This is a genomic window from Acinetobacter sp. P1(2023) (assembly GCF_028367635.1).
GTDB lineage: Bacteria > Pseudomonadota > Gammaproteobacteria > Pseudomonadales > Moraxellaceae > Acinetobacter > Acinetobacter pittii_E.
This window is the reverse complement of record NZ_JAQNDD010000004.1, coordinates 309626-327950: the sequence shown is the minus strand read 5'-3', so window position 1 is coordinate 327950 and position 18325 is coordinate 309626. Positions and strand designations below refer to the sequence as shown.

Annotated in this window: 14 protein-coding genes; 4 read left to right on the top strand and 10 right to left on the bottom strand. The window is 38.7% G+C overall.

What is annotated here, in order from left to right; all coding sequences use genetic code 11:
* Positions 1 to 12: 12 nt before the first annotated feature.
* The 4 genes from dnaE to POD11_RS08575 form a co-directional block, all read right to left on the bottom strand.
* Positions 13 to 3576 carry a DNA polymerase III subunit alpha gene (gene dnaE, locus POD11_RS08590; protein WP_262456938.1) on the bottom strand — a complete coding sequence of 1188 codons (3564 nt, stop codon included), beginning with the start codon at positions 3574 to 3576 and terminating at the stop codon, positions 13 to 15.
* A 198-nt stretch (positions 3577 to 3774) separates the two neighbouring features.
* Entirely contained in the window at positions 3775 to 4842 is a 1068-nt protein-coding gene (locus tag POD11_RS08585; RefSeq protein ID WP_014206524.1) for a type II asparaginase, read from the bottom strand.
* Between the two features lie 671 nt (positions 4843 to 5513).
* A complete protein-coding gene (locus POD11_RS08580) occupies positions 5514 to 6821 on the bottom strand; it encodes a dicarboxylate/amino acid:cation symporter (protein ID WP_016141286.1) in 1308 nt (435 codons plus the stop codon).
* A gap of 474 nt (positions 6822 to 7295) precedes the next feature.
* Complete coding sequence (locus tag POD11_RS08575; protein WP_239969988.1) at positions 7296 to 8726, bottom strand: pyridoxal phosphate-dependent aminotransferase; 1431 nt, start codon at positions 8724 to 8726, stop codon at positions 7296 to 7298.
* Between the two features lie 240 nt (positions 8727 to 8966).
* On the opposite strand from POD11_RS08575, the gene msrB reads away from it, so the two are divergent.
* The 4 genes from msrB to POD11_RS08555 all read left to right on the top strand — a co-directional run bounded on the left by msrB (position 8967) and on the right by POD11_RS08555 (position 11410).
* On the top strand, positions 8967 to 9386 hold the full coding sequence (gene msrB / locus POD11_RS08570) for a peptide-methionine (R)-S-oxide reductase MsrB (RefSeq protein ID WP_016141284.1): 420 nt from the start codon (positions 8967 to 8969) through the stop codon (positions 9384 to 9386).
* Entirely contained in the window at positions 9383 to 9868 is a 486-nt protein-coding gene (locus POD11_RS08565) for a glutathione peroxidase (protein ID WP_016141283.1), read from the top strand. Before msrB ends, POD11_RS08565 begins: the two co-directional genes overlap by 4 nt.
* A gap of 8 nt (positions 9869 to 9876) precedes the next feature.
* A complete protein-coding gene (locus tag POD11_RS08560) occupies positions 9877 to 10713 on the top strand; it encodes an AraC family transcriptional regulator (RefSeq protein WP_262456937.1) in 837 nt (278 codons plus the stop codon).
* Between the two features lie 64 nt (positions 10714 to 10777).
* Entirely contained in the window at positions 10778 to 11410 is a 633-nt protein-coding gene (locus POD11_RS08555; RefSeq protein ID WP_262456936.1) for a LysE family translocator, read from the top strand.
* Positions 11411 to 11467: 57 nt separating this feature from the next.
* On the opposite strand, the gene dapC is transcribed toward POD11_RS08555, so the two are convergent.
* The 6 genes from dapC to POD11_RS08525 form a co-directional block, all read right to left on the bottom strand.
* Positions 11468 to 12637 carry a succinyldiaminopimelate transaminase gene (gene dapC, locus POD11_RS08550; RefSeq protein ID WP_262457000.1) on the bottom strand — a complete coding sequence of 390 codons (1170 nt, stop codon included), beginning with the start codon at positions 12635 to 12637 and terminating at the stop codon, positions 11468 to 11470.
* Positions 12638 to 12662: 25 nt separating this feature from the next.
* On the bottom strand, positions 12663 to 15326 hold the full coding sequence (glnD, locus tag POD11_RS08545; protein ID WP_262456935.1) for a [protein-PII] uridylyltransferase: 2664 nt from the start codon (positions 15324 to 15326) through the stop codon (positions 12663 to 12665).
* A 27-nt stretch (positions 15327 to 15353) separates the two neighbouring features.
* The gene (gene purT / locus POD11_RS08540; RefSeq protein WP_262456934.1) at positions 15354 to 16571 is read right to left on the bottom strand and encodes a formate-dependent phosphoribosylglycinamide formyltransferase; all 1218 of its coding nucleotides are present in this window, start codon (positions 16569 to 16571) and stop codon (positions 15354 to 15356) included.
* Positions 16572 to 16672: 101 nt separating this feature from the next.
* Positions 16673 to 17062, bottom strand: coding sequence for a tautomerase family protein (locus POD11_RS08535; protein WP_125739966.1), 390 nt, complete (start codon positions 17060 to 17062; stop codon positions 16673 to 16675).
* Between the two features lie 131 nt (positions 17063 to 17193).
* On the bottom strand, positions 17194 to 17535 hold the full coding sequence (gene ygaH, locus POD11_RS08530) for an L-valine transporter subunit YgaH (protein ID WP_057105800.1): 342 nt from the start codon (positions 17533 to 17535) through the stop codon (positions 17194 to 17196).
* A gap of 1 nt (position 17536) precedes the next feature.
* Complete coding sequence (locus POD11_RS08525; protein ID WP_262456999.1) at positions 17537 to 18259, bottom strand: AzlC family ABC transporter permease; 723 nt, start codon at positions 18257 to 18259, stop codon at positions 17537 to 17539.
* Between the last annotated feature and the right edge of the window lie 66 nt (positions 18260 to 18325).

Below are 18325 nucleotides of genomic sequence, written 5' to 3'. Positions count from 1 at the left end.
GATTTCCAGAAATTACGAATATTGAGAAACTTCGCTTTGGTATAAATCCAATGCATCGTCCATGGACATGCCTGCAGGAGGAGAGGCAACAGTTTGCGGACGGACAGGTTCTGCTGCTTTAGCTGCTTTCGACTTTACTTGATATTCAATGTAAATATTATCTTTACCAAAATAATCTCTGAGTTTAGCAAGTAATTCATCTAGAGGAGCGACTTTCCATTGCGGACCAAGTTGAAGCTCTGCTTGAGCATAAGGTTGATCTATCAGAAGTTGTAAGGTGATATGTTGATGCATATCTACATTGCAAAATGGCAAGATAATATTTTGCAGATCTTTTGCCAAAGTAGCTTGCATAAACTCTTCAGCTAATTTGATCTGAATGCTATTGGCACGTTTTTGTCGTATTTCATTTAAAGTAAAGGCTTTGTTCAAACGTCCCATTGGACGATCAAAGCCTTCTCTTTCATAAATTTCGCCTTCAAAGACGACAACGCGCTCAACTTGGATAATATCTTTAAAACGTTGGAAACGTTCATGATTACAACTTACTTCAATACGAGCGGTACCGTCATCTAGTACGATAACTACACGGTTTGGAAAGTTTGCAACGTCAATCACTAATCCTGCATAAACTGTTGTAACACCACGACGTGTAGCCGTAATTTCATTAAGTTTTACAGGAATAAAAGCTTTAAGTTCTTGTCGGTAAACATCAATTGGATGGCCCGTTAAATATAACCCAAGCGTATCTTTTTCGCCTTTTAGGCGAACTTCATCACTCCACGGTTTTACCGGTTTAGCTGGTTTTCGTTGAACTTCTTCAACTTCCCCAAACAAATCCATAATACCGCTTTCACGGTTACTGCGCGCTTGTTCGGCAGCTTGCACAGCTTCAGGCAATTGAGCCATCAAGCTTGCACGTTCGATTCCCAAGCAATCGAGTGCGCCTGCACGGATTAATGCCTCTAAAGTACGCTTATTAATTTTTTTCAGATCAATACGATGGCAAAAATCAAATAGATCTGTATAAGGGCCAAACTGTCGACGAGAGTCAATCACAGACTGCATCGCTTGCTCGCCAACCCCTTTAATCGCACCTAGACCATATACAATCGTTTTATCATCGCTCGCATGGAAATGATAGGTCGACATATTAACGGATGGTGGTAAAACTTCTAGGCCATTATTTCGGCAGTCATCAATTAAAAATACAACACTGTCGGTGTTCTGCATTTCCGATGACATTACCGCTGCCATAAACTCAGCAGGATAATGAGCTTTTAACCATGCAGTATGGTAGGCAACAAGGGCATAAGCAGCAGCGTGAGATTTGTTAAAACCATAGCCTGCGAACTTTTCCATATAGTCAAAAATATGGTTGGCTGTACTTTCGTCAATCCCTTTTTCAGCAGCACCTGCTAAGAAAATTTGACGCTGCTTAACCATCTCCTCAGGTTTCTTTTTACCCATTGCACGGCGTAGTAAGTCAGCGCCACCGAGCGTATAACCCGCACAAATCTGTGCCGTCTGCATTACCTGTTCTTGGTAAACCATAATCCCATAAGTTGGCTCTAATACGCCTTCAAGAAGAGGGTGAAGATATTCAAAATCTCCACCATGCATACGGTGAATAAAGTCAGGAATAAGATCCATTGGACCAGGACGGTACAACGATACGAACGCAATAATCTCTTCAAATTTACTTGGGCGAGCTTCTTTAAGCATCCGTTTCATGCCGACGGATTCAAACTGGAATACCGCTGTTGTATTTGCATCGGCAAAGACATCGTAGGCTTTAGCATCATCAAGTGGAACATGCGAAATAATGAGTGGATCATTACTATCGCGGTTTTTATTAATATTTTGAATTGCGTCTTCAATAACGGTTAAGTTACGTAAGCCCAAGAAGTCGAATTTAACAAGACCGGCTGCTTCTACATCGTCTTTATCGTATTGGGCAACACGGCTAGTTCCATCTTCATCACAAAGTACAGCCGAGAAATCGGTAATTTTACCGGGTGCAATGACAACACCGCCGGCATGTTTACCAGTATTTCGGGTAATACCTTCTAGTTTTAATGCCATTTCCCAGATTTCACTGGCATCGTCATTATCTGGATTCGATGGATTGGTAACGATATCTTTAAGCTGAGGTTCCATCTCAATAGCAGTGGCTAGGTCTACACCGAGTGGCTTAGTAGGCACCATTTTTGAGATACGATCAGCTAGACCGTAAGATTTGCCTAATACGCGGGCAACGTCACGAATCGCACCTTTTGCTGCCATCGTACCGAAAGTTGCAATTTGCGAAACCGCTTCACGACCATAAGTGCGTGAAACATAATCGATAACGCGGTCACGTCCAGCAATACAGAAGTCGACGTCAAAGTCGGGCATCGAAACACGTTCTGGGTTTAAGAAACGTTCAAAAAGTAGATCGTAACGAAGAGGATCAAGATCGGTAATTTTTAAACTATACGCAACGAGGGAACCCGCACCTGAACCACGGCCTGGACCGACGGGAACGCCATTATTTTTGGCCCATTGAATGAAGTCCATGACGATAAGGAAGTAACCTGGAAACCCCATTTTTAGGATAATGCCGACTTCATAATCAATTCGTTCATCGTAAGGCTTACGAATTTCTGGCCAGTCTTCACCACGTTTTTCGACAGGGTAAAGATAATCTAAGCGTTCTTCTAAACCTACTTTTGACAAATGTTCAAAGTAAGTATCGATGGTAAAACCATCTGGAATTGGGTAATCAGGTAAAAAGTAGGTACCAAGTTGTAGGCTAACATTACAGCGTTTTGCAATATTGTAGGTGTTTTCGATAGCACTTGGGATATCAGAAAACAATTCGATCATTTCATCTGATGTTTTAAAGTGCTGTTCAGGGCTATATAAACGTGGACGACGATCATCTGCTAATACATAGCCATCAGCAATACAAACACGGGCTTCATGTGCTTCAAAATCTTCTTTTTCTACAAAGTGCACATCATTATGTGCAACTACACCCACATTATATTGGGCAGCAAGTTTAGCAGCTTCTTGAATAAAATCTTCTTCACCAGGACGGTCAGTACGTGTTAAAGCAAGATAAACTCGATTACCGAATTTTTCGATCCATGCTTCTAAAAGAGGGGCTGCTTTTTGAGGGTTAGATGAACAAAGCATCTGACCCACATCACTATGCTGGCCAAGTAAAACGATAATATCTTGATGCTGTTCAAGTACCCATTCTTTTTTTACACATGGAATACTGAGTTGTTGACCTTCAATAAAACCGCGTGAAACGATTTCGGTCAGACTTTTCCAGCCTACATTACTCATTGCAAGTAAAGTTGCACGATGTTGTGCATCATCAAGGCGGATTGTGCTACCTAAAAGCGGTTTAATCCCTTTTTTTAAACAAGAATTATAAAATTTTACCGCTGCATGCAGGTTTGAAAGGTCGGTTAATGCCAGCGCAGGCATTTGGTCTTTAACCGCAGCGTTGACCAAGTCAGGTATGCGAACTATCGACTCTGTAATCGAAAATTCTGTATAAATACCGAGATGAACAAACTGCATAAACCAATCCTTAATACGACTGCAGCATAGTTTAGCACGCAAAGTTAAAACGAAATGCTTAATATTTTGGCAAACTGTTAAGGATTTTATTATTTAAGAAGAATGATTTGAACATCTATTGTACAGATTTAATATAAAAGAGCTTATTTTTATTAAATAGGACCAGTCCAAACCTTATGTCTGGACTGGTTGAAAAGCTTAGTACTGCCAGAACATGCGTTGAATTTCTTTCGTATCATTCGTCTTAGTAAGAGCTAAGGCTGCAAGAAGACGCGCTTTTTGTGGGTTTAAATCATGTGCTGCTACCCAGCCATATTTAGAGTCAGGTTGTTCTGCATCACGTAATACAAAACCTTGTGCAACACGTGATGAACGGATAATTTGGATACCGTTTTTGTCGTGAAGATTTTGTAAGGTTGGTACGATATATTTTGGTACAGAGCCGTTACCTGTACCAGCGTTAATAATCGCTTTAGCACCAGCTTTTGCATACGCTTCATATGCATCTGGAAGCATAGAGTCCGAACCATAAACGATCTGTACAGTTGGAAGTGCATCACCTTTAATATTTTCAATATTAAATTCTGAAGCATTGGTATGACGTTTTACAGATTGTCTAAACCAGTACGGCTTGCCTTCAACTAATGTACCTAAAGCACCCCATTGGCTAACAAAAGCATTTGTATGGATGTTAATGCCTTTAGTTACATCACGTGCAGCAAAAATAGAGTCGTTCATGAGAACCATAACGCCCTTATTTTTTGCGTCATCGGAAGCTGCTAAAGCAACTGCACTATAAAGGTTAAGTGGACCATCTGCTGAAAGAGCAGTTGAAGGACGCATTGAACCAACAAGTACAATTGGTTTATCAGTATGAACAACCAAATTTAAGAAAAATGCTGTCTCTTCTAAAGTATCTGTACCATGTGTAATCACGACACCATTAACAGATGGCTTTTTAACAAGTTCATTAACTTGACGAGCAATTTCTAATAATTCCTTATCAGTAATACTCTCAGAAGCGATTTGTAATGCTTGAATACCAGTTACATTTGCTAAATCTTTGATTTGTGGAACTGCATTGATTAGCGTATCAACAGGAACCTTTGCAGCAGTATAAGTTGCACTGTTTGCCGAGCTTGCGCCAGCACCAGCGATAGTACCGCCAGTTGCAACAACAACAACATTATTTTTTGCATAAAGTGGGAGAGAGCAGGCCAATAAGCCCATCGCTAAACCTAAAGATTTAACAGTTTTAGTCAACATCGAAAATATCCTTATGAAGTGACGAAGTAAAAGTTTGTTGAATAAGTCTGCTTTTCCTAAGCAAAATACATACCATGTAAAACATATTCATAACTTGTTTGAATAAGAAGCATCCCTGAATAGCATTTTGTTTCATCAACAATAGCTTAGTCATTGCTTTTATTTAGCGTTAATAAATAACATGAATAAAATAAAAAATCTATTAAGTTTTTCTAATTTATCTCGATTTGTTTATTTTTTAATATAACTAAAACAAATGATTTTTTTATCTTTATAAAATTAAAAAATAATAGGGTGGATAGAACTTTAATTTACCAGTCGGTATTTTTATATTGTTGATTTTTATTGTTATAATTTAACCTATCTATTTTTTGTAATTTTTAGAAATGAACTAAATATTAATTTTATTAAATTAATATAATTAAGTGTAAATAAAGTGAATTAAAAATTAATCATTTAATATTTATTTTCAATAATATAAATTTTGTTTGCGTAATTTTTATTCTCTTTTTAAGGTTTAATTTAAGAAAATTTAATAGCACTTTAAAATCATTATTTAATATAAAAATATGTGCGTATTTCTAACACTTAACTTTAGAATAAAAAAAGAGCAATTTTATAAGGTCATATAAAATTGCTCTTAAGTTGGGAGAGTGGGAGAAAAGAGAAACTTAAGCGATCGTTTGTTCTTGAGTTGATTTAATTAATACAGGTTCTGGTAATTCTTCAGTGTCGGTCACTTTGTCGCCTTCAAGCTTAGCAACAACTGCGGTCGCAATACTGTTACCAACTACATTTGTTGCAGTACGGCCCATATCAAGGAACTGATCGATACCGAGCAATAAGAGGATGCCAGCTTCAGGCAAATGGAACATGGTGAGTGTTGCTGAAATAACGACAATTGAAGCTCGTGAAACACCTGCAATACCTTTACTTGTTACCATAAGAGTTAACAAAATTAAGATTTGTTGAGTAAAGCTAAGATCAATATTGTACGCTTGAGCAATAAAGAGTACTGCAAACGTGGTGTACATCATTGAACCATCTAGGTTAAATGAATAGCCTAAAGGTAATACGAAGCTCGTTACTTTTTTAGGCACACCAAACTTATTTAGTGCATCCATTACTTTAGGGTAGGCTGACTCGCTTGAAGCTGTAGCAAAAGCGAGCGTTACAGGTTCACGAATTAATTTGCCTAAGCGAAAGATATCTTTTTTAAGTACGATTGCACCGACAGAGAATAAGATGATCCACAGTAATAAAAGACCGAAGTAGAACTCTGCGATTAAGATGCCATAATCAACAATCAAGCCTAAACCTTGTACGGTAATTGCTGAAGCGATTGCTGCAAATACTGCTACAGGTGCAAACATCATGACGTAATCGGTAATGCGGAACATGATCTTGCTTAGTTCATCAGTCAAACGAATAATCACTGAATCTTTTTCTTTGCCTTGATTTACAAAAGCGAGAGCTGAGCCAAAGAAAATAGAGAAAACAAGGACCTGTAAAATATCATTATTTGCCATTGCTTCTGCAATGCTGCGAGGGAACACGTGGCTGATGAATGATTGCAGGGTAAAACCACTCGTTGTAGGAAGAGAAGCGCCACTCAATTGCTGAGCTGTTGGTAATGCTAAATCTAGAGCCGCACCAGGTTGGAAAAAGTTTGCTAAGCCCATGCCGATCGCAAGCGATACAAACGAGGCGGTAATGAACCAAGTCATCGACTTAACAGTAATACTGCCGATTGATGTTGATTTTCCCATTGAGACAATGCCCGAAACAATTGTGGCAAATACCAATGGAGCAATAATCATTTTGATAAGACGCAAAAAGATGTCTGTACCAATGTTGAAATAAGAAGCGATCTGTTTGAGTTGTTCACCTTCATTGAAGAAGTGGTGACAAATCCAACCTGTTAGTACGCCAAGTAAAATAGCAATAACAATATACTTGAGCAATTTCTTTTGCTTCATATGAACCTCTATCCATTTGATTCAATCATCCTTTGATGGGATTTGGATAATTGAAAGCTTTCCTTGTTAGTTCAGTCCGGTCGTTTTAACGATTTTATCTTCCTAGATCTGTATCTGTTTTAACCGAATCGAATATGGCGATGTTGTTATGGAGAGGGATTGTTGCTCGATTTTGAAGCAGTGTGAAATGCAAAAATATATTGAACCATGCATTTTTTGCATAATAAAAATTGGCTAAGTTAACAGAATATAAGTAATTTTGAACGTATGGTAAAAAATATATGGATAAAAACGTGCACTATCTTTTACACTTAAAAAAATGAATAGGTTTACAAAAATATTTTAACTTCAATATCTTATTTTTGGAGAGTAAGGTGTGGGGAAGATTTATAATCCTTTTTTTTGTAAAAATGAATAAACCAGAATTATAAAAAAGGCACCTAGTTTAAGATGCCTTTTTTATTATGCATTTTTTTAACGACGGTTGGCTAAGAAACGGCCTAGTCGTGTAATTGCTTCACGTAATTCATTTTCGGCAGGTAGGAAAACCACACGGAAATGATCGGGTGTTGGCCAGTTAAAGCCCGTGCCTTGAACCAATAAAACTTTTTCTGCGCGCAGCAAATCAAGCATTAGTTTTTCATCATCTTCGATTGGGTAGATGTTTGGATCGAGGCGTGGGAAACAGTACATTGCTCCATCTGGTTTTACACAGCTCACCCCAGGAATCTCATTAAGCATTTCCCAAGCGATATTGCGTTGTTCGTATAAACGACCACCGGGACGGATCAAGTCATTAATAGATTGATAACCGCCTAGGGCAGTTTGGATTGCATATTGAGCTTGAACGTTTGCACATAGACGCATTGATGCCAACATGTCTAATCCTTCGATATAGTCGGCAGCACGGCTTTTATCGCCAGTGATTGCCATCCAACCTGAGCGGAAGCCTGCAATACGATAAGCTTTTGATAGGCCGTTAAAAGATACACAAAGTTGGTCGCCCGCTAATGATGCTACTGAAACATGTTCAATACCGTCATAAATAATTTTGTCGTAAATTTCATCAGCAAATAAAATTAGATCGTATTTTTTCGCAAGCGCTACAATCTGTTCAAGAATATGACGTGGGTATACCGAACCCGTCGGGTTATTCGGGTTAATAATGACAATACCACGAGTGCTCGGAGTAATTTTACTTTCAATATCAGCAATATCCGGATACCAGCTATTTTCTTCATCACATTTGTAGTGAATTGCTGTACCACCTGAAAGATTAACGGCTGCTGTCCAAAGCGGGTAATCCGGCATTGGAATAAGCATTTCATCTCCGTCATCTAATAGGCCTTGCATAGCCATGACGATGAGCTCAGACACACCGTTACCCACATACACGTCATTAACGTGCATATTTAAGATACCTTTTTGCTGGTAGTACTGGCAGATCGCTTTACGTGCCGGAAAGATACCTTTTGAATCTACATAACCAATCGCATTTGGCAGGTTTAAAGCAACGTCATTAATAATTTCTTGTGGTGCTTCAAAGCCAAATGGAGCAGGGTTGCCGATATTCAGCTTAATAATTTTATGTCCTTGCTCTTCCATTTCATTGGCGGCTCGCAATACTGGTCCACGAATGTCATAGCAAACATGCTCAAGCTTCGATGATTTTTTAATTTCTCGAGAAGTTGGCATGGATTGGAGAGTAGCAGTATTTTTAGACATAGCTGGATTCACTTTTGCATATCGGTATAAATAACTTTTAAATGTTTTAACTGTTACCAAATTCAGATCATGTTGATCTTTCAATAGTTCAACAATTTTTTCATGGGTAAAACCCGATTGTTGATATTGTTTAATAACTGGTAGTAGTTGCTGGAAAAGCACACTTTTTTTCTGAGACATGTTTTGTCCTGTACAACCGTGCCACACAAGAATAGCACCATCTTTGCTTCCTTGGAAGAAAATAAAATGTAAATTTGCTTACTTTTACTTTTGTATTTTGCTTACTTTTTGCTTTCTATGGCTTAGATGTTTAAATTCCAACAATTTTTACGTTCAGAGACTAGTGTTTTTTTGATGAATGGCGTAAATATAAAATACGTTTATCAATTTATGTTTACATCAGAATAAAAGGTGCAGGTCATGGGAAAAGTTAATAAAACAGACCGAGAATGGCAAAGAGAGTTATCACCTGAAGAATATCGGATAACGCGACAAAAGGGCACTGAACCAGCATTTACGGGGCAATACTGGAATACGAAGCAACATGGCACTTATGTGTGCCGTTGCTGCGGAGCAGAATTGTTCTCATCAGATACAAAATATGACAGCGGGTGCGGCTGGCCAAGTTTCTTCCGTCCTATCAATGGTGCTGTCATTGATGAACATGAAGATTTAACGCATGGTATGGTCAGAACGGAAATAGTTTGTCATGATTGCGAGGCTCATTTAGGGCATGTATTTGAAGATGGACCACAGCCGACTGGTTTGCGCTATTGTGTAAACTCGGCATCATTACAACTGAAAACACAAGAAAAAAATGATGAGGAAACCTATCCATGAGTAATATTTATCAGTTTGAAGCTGAGCTATTAGAGGGTGAAGTTAAGCAATTGGCTGATTACAAAGGTAAAGTTTTACTAATTGTAAATACTGCAAGTAAATGTGGTTTTACACCACAATTTGCTGGTCTTGAAAAGCTTTATGAAAAATATAAAGATCAAGGATTAGAAATTTTAGGTTTTCCCTGCAATCAGTTTGGTGGGCAAGATCCGGGAACTAATAAAGAAATCGGTAGTTTTTGTCAGCGTAACTATGGGGTGAAATTTCCCATGTTTGCTAAAGTTGATGTAAAAGGCCCGGAAGCCCACGTGATTTTCAGATATTTAACACGTGAAGCTAAAGGTATTTTAGGCAGTAGTAGTATTAAGTGGAACTTCACCAAATTTTTGGTAGGTAAAGATGGTGCTGTTTTAAATCGCTATGCACCTACGACTAAACCAGAGGCTTTAGAAGCTGACATTGAAAAAGCATTGGCGAGTTAATCGTTTAAATGAGCGCTATTCCTCCAGCCTTTGAGTTTTGGCAAGATGGGCGAATGCCTTATGTTGAAACTAGAAGGTCTTGTTTTAGCCGAACATGTTATAAGCCACATAGTCACCCAACCTTTTCTATTGGGGCTATCGATGAGGGGAATAGCGTTTTTCAAAGCTCATTTGGTACGTCCCAAAAGATTGGTGCTGGTACTTTGGTTATTGTACCAGCACATATTGAGCATTCATGTAATCCTTTGCCAGATCAAGCTTGGAGTTATCAGATGCTACATTTGGATATCTCATGGCTTAAGCAATGGTTTACAGAGTTTCAAAAAGAGGGGTTTGATCTAAATTTACCCCAGCATAGACCTCTTATTATAAAAAATAAGTCTTTATATCAGGCTTTTTCTGATATGAATGAGACTTTATTCGACCCTCAAAAGTTAATTATTGAAAAAGAACAATCACTGATTTATTGCCTTACTCAGTTGTTACTTCCTCATTTCATATTGGAAGAAATACAGAAAACTCAATATTTGTATGAAGATTTCTTGGACTTGATTAATATTATTAAATCGTCAGAGCGATTTATTTCTTTAGAAGCGCTTGCTGAGCAGGTAGGCCTGAGCCGATATGCAATCATTCGTTTATTTAAAGCCAATGTTGGCCTAACACCACATGCATTTCAAATTAATTTAAAAATTAATCAAGCTAGAGCCCAGTTGAAACAAGGAATCTCACTCGCAGAATTGGCAATAAATTTAGGTTTTAGTGATCAGAGCCATTTTCATAAAGCTTTCAAAGCGCATACAGGAATCACTCCTCGTCAGTTCCAACTTGCAGCCGCGCAATAATTTACAAGAAATTAATTTTCGCTATTTTTAAGCTACTCCATACAGTTTTAAAGATGAAATCGTTATGGAAGTTTTTTTGGTTATTGCCTTTACCCACTTTTTAGCATTGTTATCTCCAGGTCCAGATTTTTTTCTTATTCTTACTAGTCTTTTGCAAAAAGGTCGCCGTTATACCTATGGTGTTGTTTTAGGAGTTACCTTGGGCAATGCCCTGATCTTAATGGTTTGTCTATTTGGATTTATGATGCTTGGCAATTTAAGTACAACCATTCTTTTAGTACTTAAATGGATGGGGGCTGGATATTTAGCTTATCTGAGTTTTCTTTGTTTTAAAGCAGCCCAAGGTGCTAACGTAAATATGACGATTGAAGAAAATATTTTGGTTAAACAAGAGTTCAGTTATAAAAATAAGATTAAAAGCTTAGCTTTGGGTTTGCAGTCCAGTCTTCTAAATCCTAAAAATATAATGTTCTACAGCAGTTTAATGCTGCTTATTCAAAAGGATTTTAGCTTATTTCAAAAATTGCTCATGAGTACATGGATGGTCGGAGTGGTTTTAATCTGGAATATCTTATTGGTTAAACTACTTGCTCAGGGACGAGTTTTAGACAAAATTAAGCGCTCTGCGACAGGTTCATACTATTGTTCTGGTATCGCTTTTATTGTTTTTGCTGTGCTTTTGATTACATATAAATAGTGTTATAGCCCAGTTGTACAACCTGAGTAAAAGGTTGTACAACTGGTAAGAAGATGCTTACAGAATCGCTTTTAAGCGTTTTACCACTTCTTCACATTGTGCTAAGTCTGCCACTAAAGCCATGCGTACATGGTTGGCGCCTGGGTTACCTTGCGCGGTATCACGAGATAAATAACGACCCGGTAAAACTTTAATATGTGCTTTTTCCATTAACATCTTGGCAAAAGTTTCATCATTATCGACTTTTAACCAGTAATAGAAACCAGCGTCTGGCTTTTGTAATGGAAGCAAATGACCTAGCTCTGATTGAAATAAGTCAAATTTTGCACGATATTGCTTACGGTTTTCTTCAACATGGTTTTCATCATTCCATGCTGCAATTGAGGCGAGCTGATGTTGAACAGGCATTGCCGCGCCGTGATAGGTACGGTATTGTAAATATGGTTTTAATAATTCAGCATCACCCGCTACAAAACCTGAGCGTAGACCCGGCAAATTTGAGCGTTTTGAAAGTGAATGGAAGACGATACAGTTCTTATAGTCATCACGACCAAGTTCAGCACAAACTTCTAATAGACCAGTAGGTGCTTGGTCGAACCAAAGTTCTGAATAGCATTCATCAGAAGCAATAACAAAATTATATTGATCAGATAAGGCAATCAGCTTTTTGAATTGTTCTTTAGAAAGTACCGTACCTGTTGGGTTACCTGGTGTGCATACAAAAAGAAGAGCTGTCTTTTTCCAAACTTCGGCTGGTACAGCATCAAAGTCGCCTAAGTAACCATTTTCTTCAGTGCAATTAATGAAGTAGGGCTTTGCACCAGCAAGTAATGCCGCACCTTCGTAAATTTGATAAAACGGGTTTGGCATCACCACATAAGGTGCATCTTCACGATTAATTAACGCCTGTACAAAAGAGAAAATACCTTCACGAGTACCAGACACAGGCAAAATGTGGTTTTCAGCACTAATACTGTTAAGTTTAAAGCGCTTGGTTAACCAATCTGCAATGCTTTGGCGAAGCTCAGGTAAGCCTTTGCTGTTTGGATAAGTTGATAGATGGTTAAAGTTATCAATAATAGCCTGTTTAACAAACTCTGGTGCTGGATGCTTCGGTTCGCCAATTGATAGAGGAATCAAGGGAAGGTTCGCTGGGGTAATATCCTTAAAAAGTTGGTTTAACTTTTCAAATGGATACGGGTGTAATAACGACAAGCTAGAGTTCATTAAACAGTTACCAAGTAGTTGAGTTTCAGTGCTGACAAATTTGATTAGATGCTTCATCTAATGCAGCTTTCAGTTTTTCCGAGAAGAGTTTGACCTCTTCGTTATTCAGCGGTTTTCCATCCTTTTTGGTGACAAAGAAAATATCTTCTGCACGTTCACCTAAAGTTGCGATTCGGGCTGAATGGATGTCTAAACCTTGCATCATAAATAAACCACCCACGCGTGCAAGTAGGCCGGGATGATCAAGTGTTGAAATTTCGACCATATTTTGCTGTAACGCTTCATTCAATGTTACGTCGACTGTATTTTCAATATCAAAGTGACGTAATTGACGTGGAATACGGCGCTGCATGAGCCCCGGGTATTGATCTGGTTGGCTAAGTGCCTTCACTAAAGCATTTTTAACCGTTTCTTCACGTTCTGGGTCAGTAAGTAACGTACCGAAACGATCAAGTACAACATAGGTGTCTAAGCTAAAAGCTGTACTTGCGGTGATAATTTTTGCATCCTGAACGTCTAGGTTCATTCGGTCTAAAACAGCAACAGTGGTGGCAAACAGGTTAGGTTGATCGCGTGTATAAATAAAGATTTGTACTGCATCTTGAGCTGCTTTACGGTGAGCACGCAAGAGGACTAATGGCTCAGGATTATCGCCATGTTTTAAAATGGCTTGTGTGTGCCATGCAATTTCATCTGCCGATTCTTTAATGAAGTATTCATCACCAAGTTCTTGCCATACTTTTTCGACATCTGCCAATGAGAAGTTATTTACCAATAATTCACTGGCTGCAAATTTGGTATCTTCAATCAGCATTTGATAATCAACAGGACGACCTAATCCAGTACGGATTACATCACGAGCATGCGTATAAAGTTGACGCATGAGAGAGGCGCGCCATGTATTCCAAAGTTTTGGATTTGTCGCATTAATATCGGCAACTGTTAAGGTGTATAGATAATCAAGATGCTCCATATCACCAAGTTTTTCAGCGAAATCTTTAACAACATCCGGATCAGAAATATCTTTTTTCTGAGCTGTTAAAGACATGAGTAAATGGTTTTGAATGAGCCATGCAATTAATTTGCATTCACGTTCTGTAAAGCCATGTGCACGTCCAAACTCAATAGCATCTTCTGCACCAAGTTCACTATGGTCACCACCGCGACCTTTTGCAATGTCATGGAATAAAGCAGCAATAAACACAATATCTTGACGGGCAAGACGTTGGAAAACAGAACTTACCACAGGGAATTCTTTAGCGAATTCAGGTTCTCTAAAGCGGTTTAAATTACGAAGTAATAATAATGTGTGAGCATCGACTGTATAGATATGGAATAGGTCATATTGCATAAGGCCCATAATTTGGCCAAAAGCAGGGATGTAGTTTCCTAAAACACCATAACGCTTCATCGCAACCAAAGTATCATATAGACGATACGGTGAGCGAATAATCGACATAAATAGTGCTTGATGCTCTGGATTGTCGCGATAACTTTGGTTGATTCGTTTTGCAGCAAGAATGAGTAAGCGTAAAGTTCGAGCGCGAATGCCTTCAATATCTGGTCGATTGGCTAAAATATAGAACAGTTCTAAAATTGCGCTTGGGTGTTCTGCGAATATTTTATGATGCTGTACCGCAAGTTTATTGTCGACAATTTTAAAATGATTGTTAACTTCTTCAATTTTGCGTTCGTAGTTTGGTAAACGAGGGGTAATGACCGATTCGCTAAAATACGCCAGTAGCATTTCATTGAGGGTTGAAACCTGTTGCGCCGTACGGTAGTAGCGTTTCATGAATTGTTCAACACCGTAATTTACAGGTTGACCTTCTTGGCGCACATACCCAAATTTAGCGGCGATCTCTCTTTGGTGATCAAAGAGTAAACGATTTTCATCACGTTTGGCTAAACGGTGTAAATGGTGACGGATTTCCCAAAGAAAACTTTCAGCTTCTTCTAAAACTGCAAGTTCAAACTCTGAAATGAAACCTAAATGCACTAAGTCATAAATACGGTTTACTCGGAAGTGGCGTTTAGCAATCCAGCCAATCTGGTTAATATCTCGGATACCACCCGGTGCATTTTTAATGTCAGGTTCTAAATTACTTTCAGTATTATTGTGTTGGTGATAACGCTTGGCTTGCTCTGCCATTTTTGCGTCATAAAATGTTTTATCTGTCCATGTTTGCGAAACAATACGGCGAGGCCATTTCGCAAGCTGACTATTACCCGTAATTAATCGCGCTTCAATTAAAGTGGTTGCAACGGTTAAATCGGTCGCGGCTTGTTCAACACAGCTTTGAATGGTGCGAACGCTAATACCGGGTTTGAAATTACCCACATCCCATAAAGAGGAAATAAAAGTAGAGATGCGTTTTTCATTTTCTTCGTTAATTTCATGTTCCGATAAAATCATGATATCAACGTCAGAATAGGGCAACATTTCACGTCGCCCATAACCACCCACAGCAAAAAGACCTAGCCCTGTCTGATCCAGTTCAGCATGTTTCCATAAAAAGATCAGTGCTTCGTCAACGAGGTCTGAGCGTGCTTTAATGACTTCGCGAATAGATTGCCCATTTTCATATGAATCCTGCAATTGCTTTTCTACATCCGTTCGCCACTGATTAATGGCTTTAATATCATGATGGCTTGTAACGTAGTTTAACAATGGCGATGTATTGATCATGAAAATGGGTCTACCAATAAATAAATATTAAGAGTTGGTTTTTACGCTTACTTGATCAGCGGTTTCTTTCGCTAAAGTACGAGCAAGATCGGTGTTTTCTGCACGTGCAGTTGCTACACCCATACGACGGCGTTTGAAACCTTCTGGCTTACCAAACAATCGTAGGTCAGTATCTGGATGGGCTAATGCTGTATTTAAACCGCTAAAGCTTAAGTTGTTGGCATCTACACCCGCATAAATCACTGCACTTGCAGCTACACTATGGCGCGATGTATTCACAGGTAAACCTAAAATCGCACGGGCATGTAACTCAAATTCGCTTTGAAATTGCGATGCTAGTGTTACGAGGCCAGTGTCGTGTGGGCGAGGTGAAACTTCACTGAACCAGACCTTATCGCCTTTAATAAACAGCTCTACACCAAAAATACCACAACCGCCCAGTGCTGTTGTCACTTTATTTGCAATACGTTTTGCTTCTTCAAGTGCAGCCGCAGTCATGGGCTGAGGTTGCCAGCTTTCTACATAGTCGCCTGCATCTTGGCGATGACCAATTGGGTCACAGTAGTGAGTTTCAATTTCACCTGTTTCAGGGTTTTTAGCGCGAACGGTAAGGAGTGTAATTTCAAAGTCAAAATCAATTTGAGATTCAATAATGACCGTACCTTGGTTAACCCGGCCACCTTGCATCGCATATTCCCAAGCAGCATCGACCTCGTCAAAGCTTTTCACACGAGACTGACCTTTCCCTGAAGATGACATGACTGGTTTTACAAAGTTTGGATAACCAATATCATCACAAGCAGCACGGAAACTTTCTAGAGAGTCAGCAAAACGATAAGCAGAAGTAGGTAAACCAAGCTCTTCAGCCGCAAGACGACGAATGCCTTCACGGTTCATGGTGAGATTTACAGCTTTAGCAGAAGGGATCACAGTTGCGGTTTGGCTTGCTTCAACTTCAAGTAAAACTTCTGTCGCAATTGCTTCAATTTCAGGGACAATTAAATTCGGTTTAATTTTTTCGATGAGCTGTTTTAACTCAGTTGGATCGGCCATGTTGAGCACATAAGAGTAATGTGCAACTTGCATGGCTGGTGCATGATCATAACGGTCGGCTGCATGTACTTCTACACCAAGGCGTTGTAAGGAAATTACAACTTCTTTGCCAAGCTCTCCTGAACCTAACAATAAAACTTTAAATGCAGAAGATTGAAGTGGGGTACCGAGTGTCACGCTCATGCGAATCATCCTGACAAAATTATTTTTTTAAGCATAGCAGAACTTATGGTCGAGTTAAGCCTTATAACGCATAAAAAAGTAATTTTGTCGGACAATTAAAAATGTACTATTTAGATATTAACCTGATAGTTTAAAAGCAATTCATCAGCATTTTTACCACGGATGCCCCAATTTTCCTTAGGTGTTTCAAAAATAGTGATTTCGATATCTTGAGGTGCAATTTTGCATTGTTCTTGAATATTGCGAAATAGGGTTTGAATGAGTTGCTTTTTAGTCGCTGGACTGCGCCCTGCAAACATTGAAAGCTCGATAATAATATAATGTTGGCTTCGGTCAGAAGGGTAAATGAAATTCCCTGGCTTAAGACTAATAAAACGTTGAAATCTTTTCTCAACAGGATATTTCAATTCTTCAATAAGTGCTTGATGGATTGCATGAGAAAGCAGTTCTCGATACTGCATAATGGTTTGTTCATTTGCATAAATTTTAACTTGTGACATTTTTATCTCTATTAAGTAGCTAAGGTTATCTTTTTAATCAATTCAAAAATTAGATTTTTCAAGCCAGAAGTTTCAATCTTAAATACTTCTGGCTAGGTTTTATTTTATATAAGGAAGATCAGTTTATCTATTTATAAAGGTAAATAAGTATAAATCAGGCCATAAACAATTGCGGCAGTTAAAGTTGCCGGTACGATTTTCTTAAATTTAAAATAAAGACCTGCTAAAACTAAAAAACCGATCAGCATCGCTAAGCTTTTATCTGGGGTTTCAAGGAGTGGTGGAAGAGTTGCAACCACAAGCATAGCGCTAATTGCAGAGATACCAATACTTCCTAAAGCAATTTTGATCCAGACTGAGCCGCGTCTTTGCTGCGAACCTTGTAATTTTTGTATTACAAAAAATGGCCCGAAACGTGAAGCAAAGTTGGCAATACCCACAATAATGCCTACCAGAATAATTTCTAGGTTCATATTAAACCTCAACCTCATCATGCTGTTTTAGCACGTAGTGTTTAAACAGACCAGCTAAAATGCCTGAAAGAATACCAATAAAGATAGCCGCTGATAAGTTAATCCAATAACAGGCCAAGGCTGAAACTAATAACGATACAGCAACAACAAGGCTATGCTTTCGCTCAAATGCTGCTAATAAAAAGCTTAAAAATAAAGCAGGTAATAAGAAATCTAAAGCTGCTTGTAAAAACTTTGGAAGATGAGCGACTTGATCGGCAAATAATCCGCCTAACAAAGAACCGATTGCCCAAGCCATCCAACTAAATAGACTTAAGCCTAGCATCCATGACTCGGACCATTGCTGTCTGCGCTGCGATAGTTGGATCATTCCGCTAGCAAAAACTTCATCTGTTAAGCCCCAAGCCCACACTGCTGTTTTCTTAAGATTTAATTTATTCGGAATTAGATTATATAAAGCTGGTCCATAAAGGACATGGCGAATATCGAGGGCAATAACTGTTAATGCTGTTAGCCAGATGGATGAGCCGCTAGCCAAAAGTGCAACAACTAAAAATTGGCTAGCGCCGGCATACATTGAGCAAGATAGAAAAAAAGCTTCCCATGGTGTAAAACCGAATTGAGAGGCAGAAACGCCAAAGGCAAAAGAAACGGGTAAATAGGTGAGTACGATAGCTTGGCTATCTTTGGCGCCTTGCCAAAAAGTTGCCGTTTGGGCAGGCATCAATTGTTGTTCGGACACAATACACCTTGGCAATAAACCAAATGATAAAAATACTTGAAAGATTGA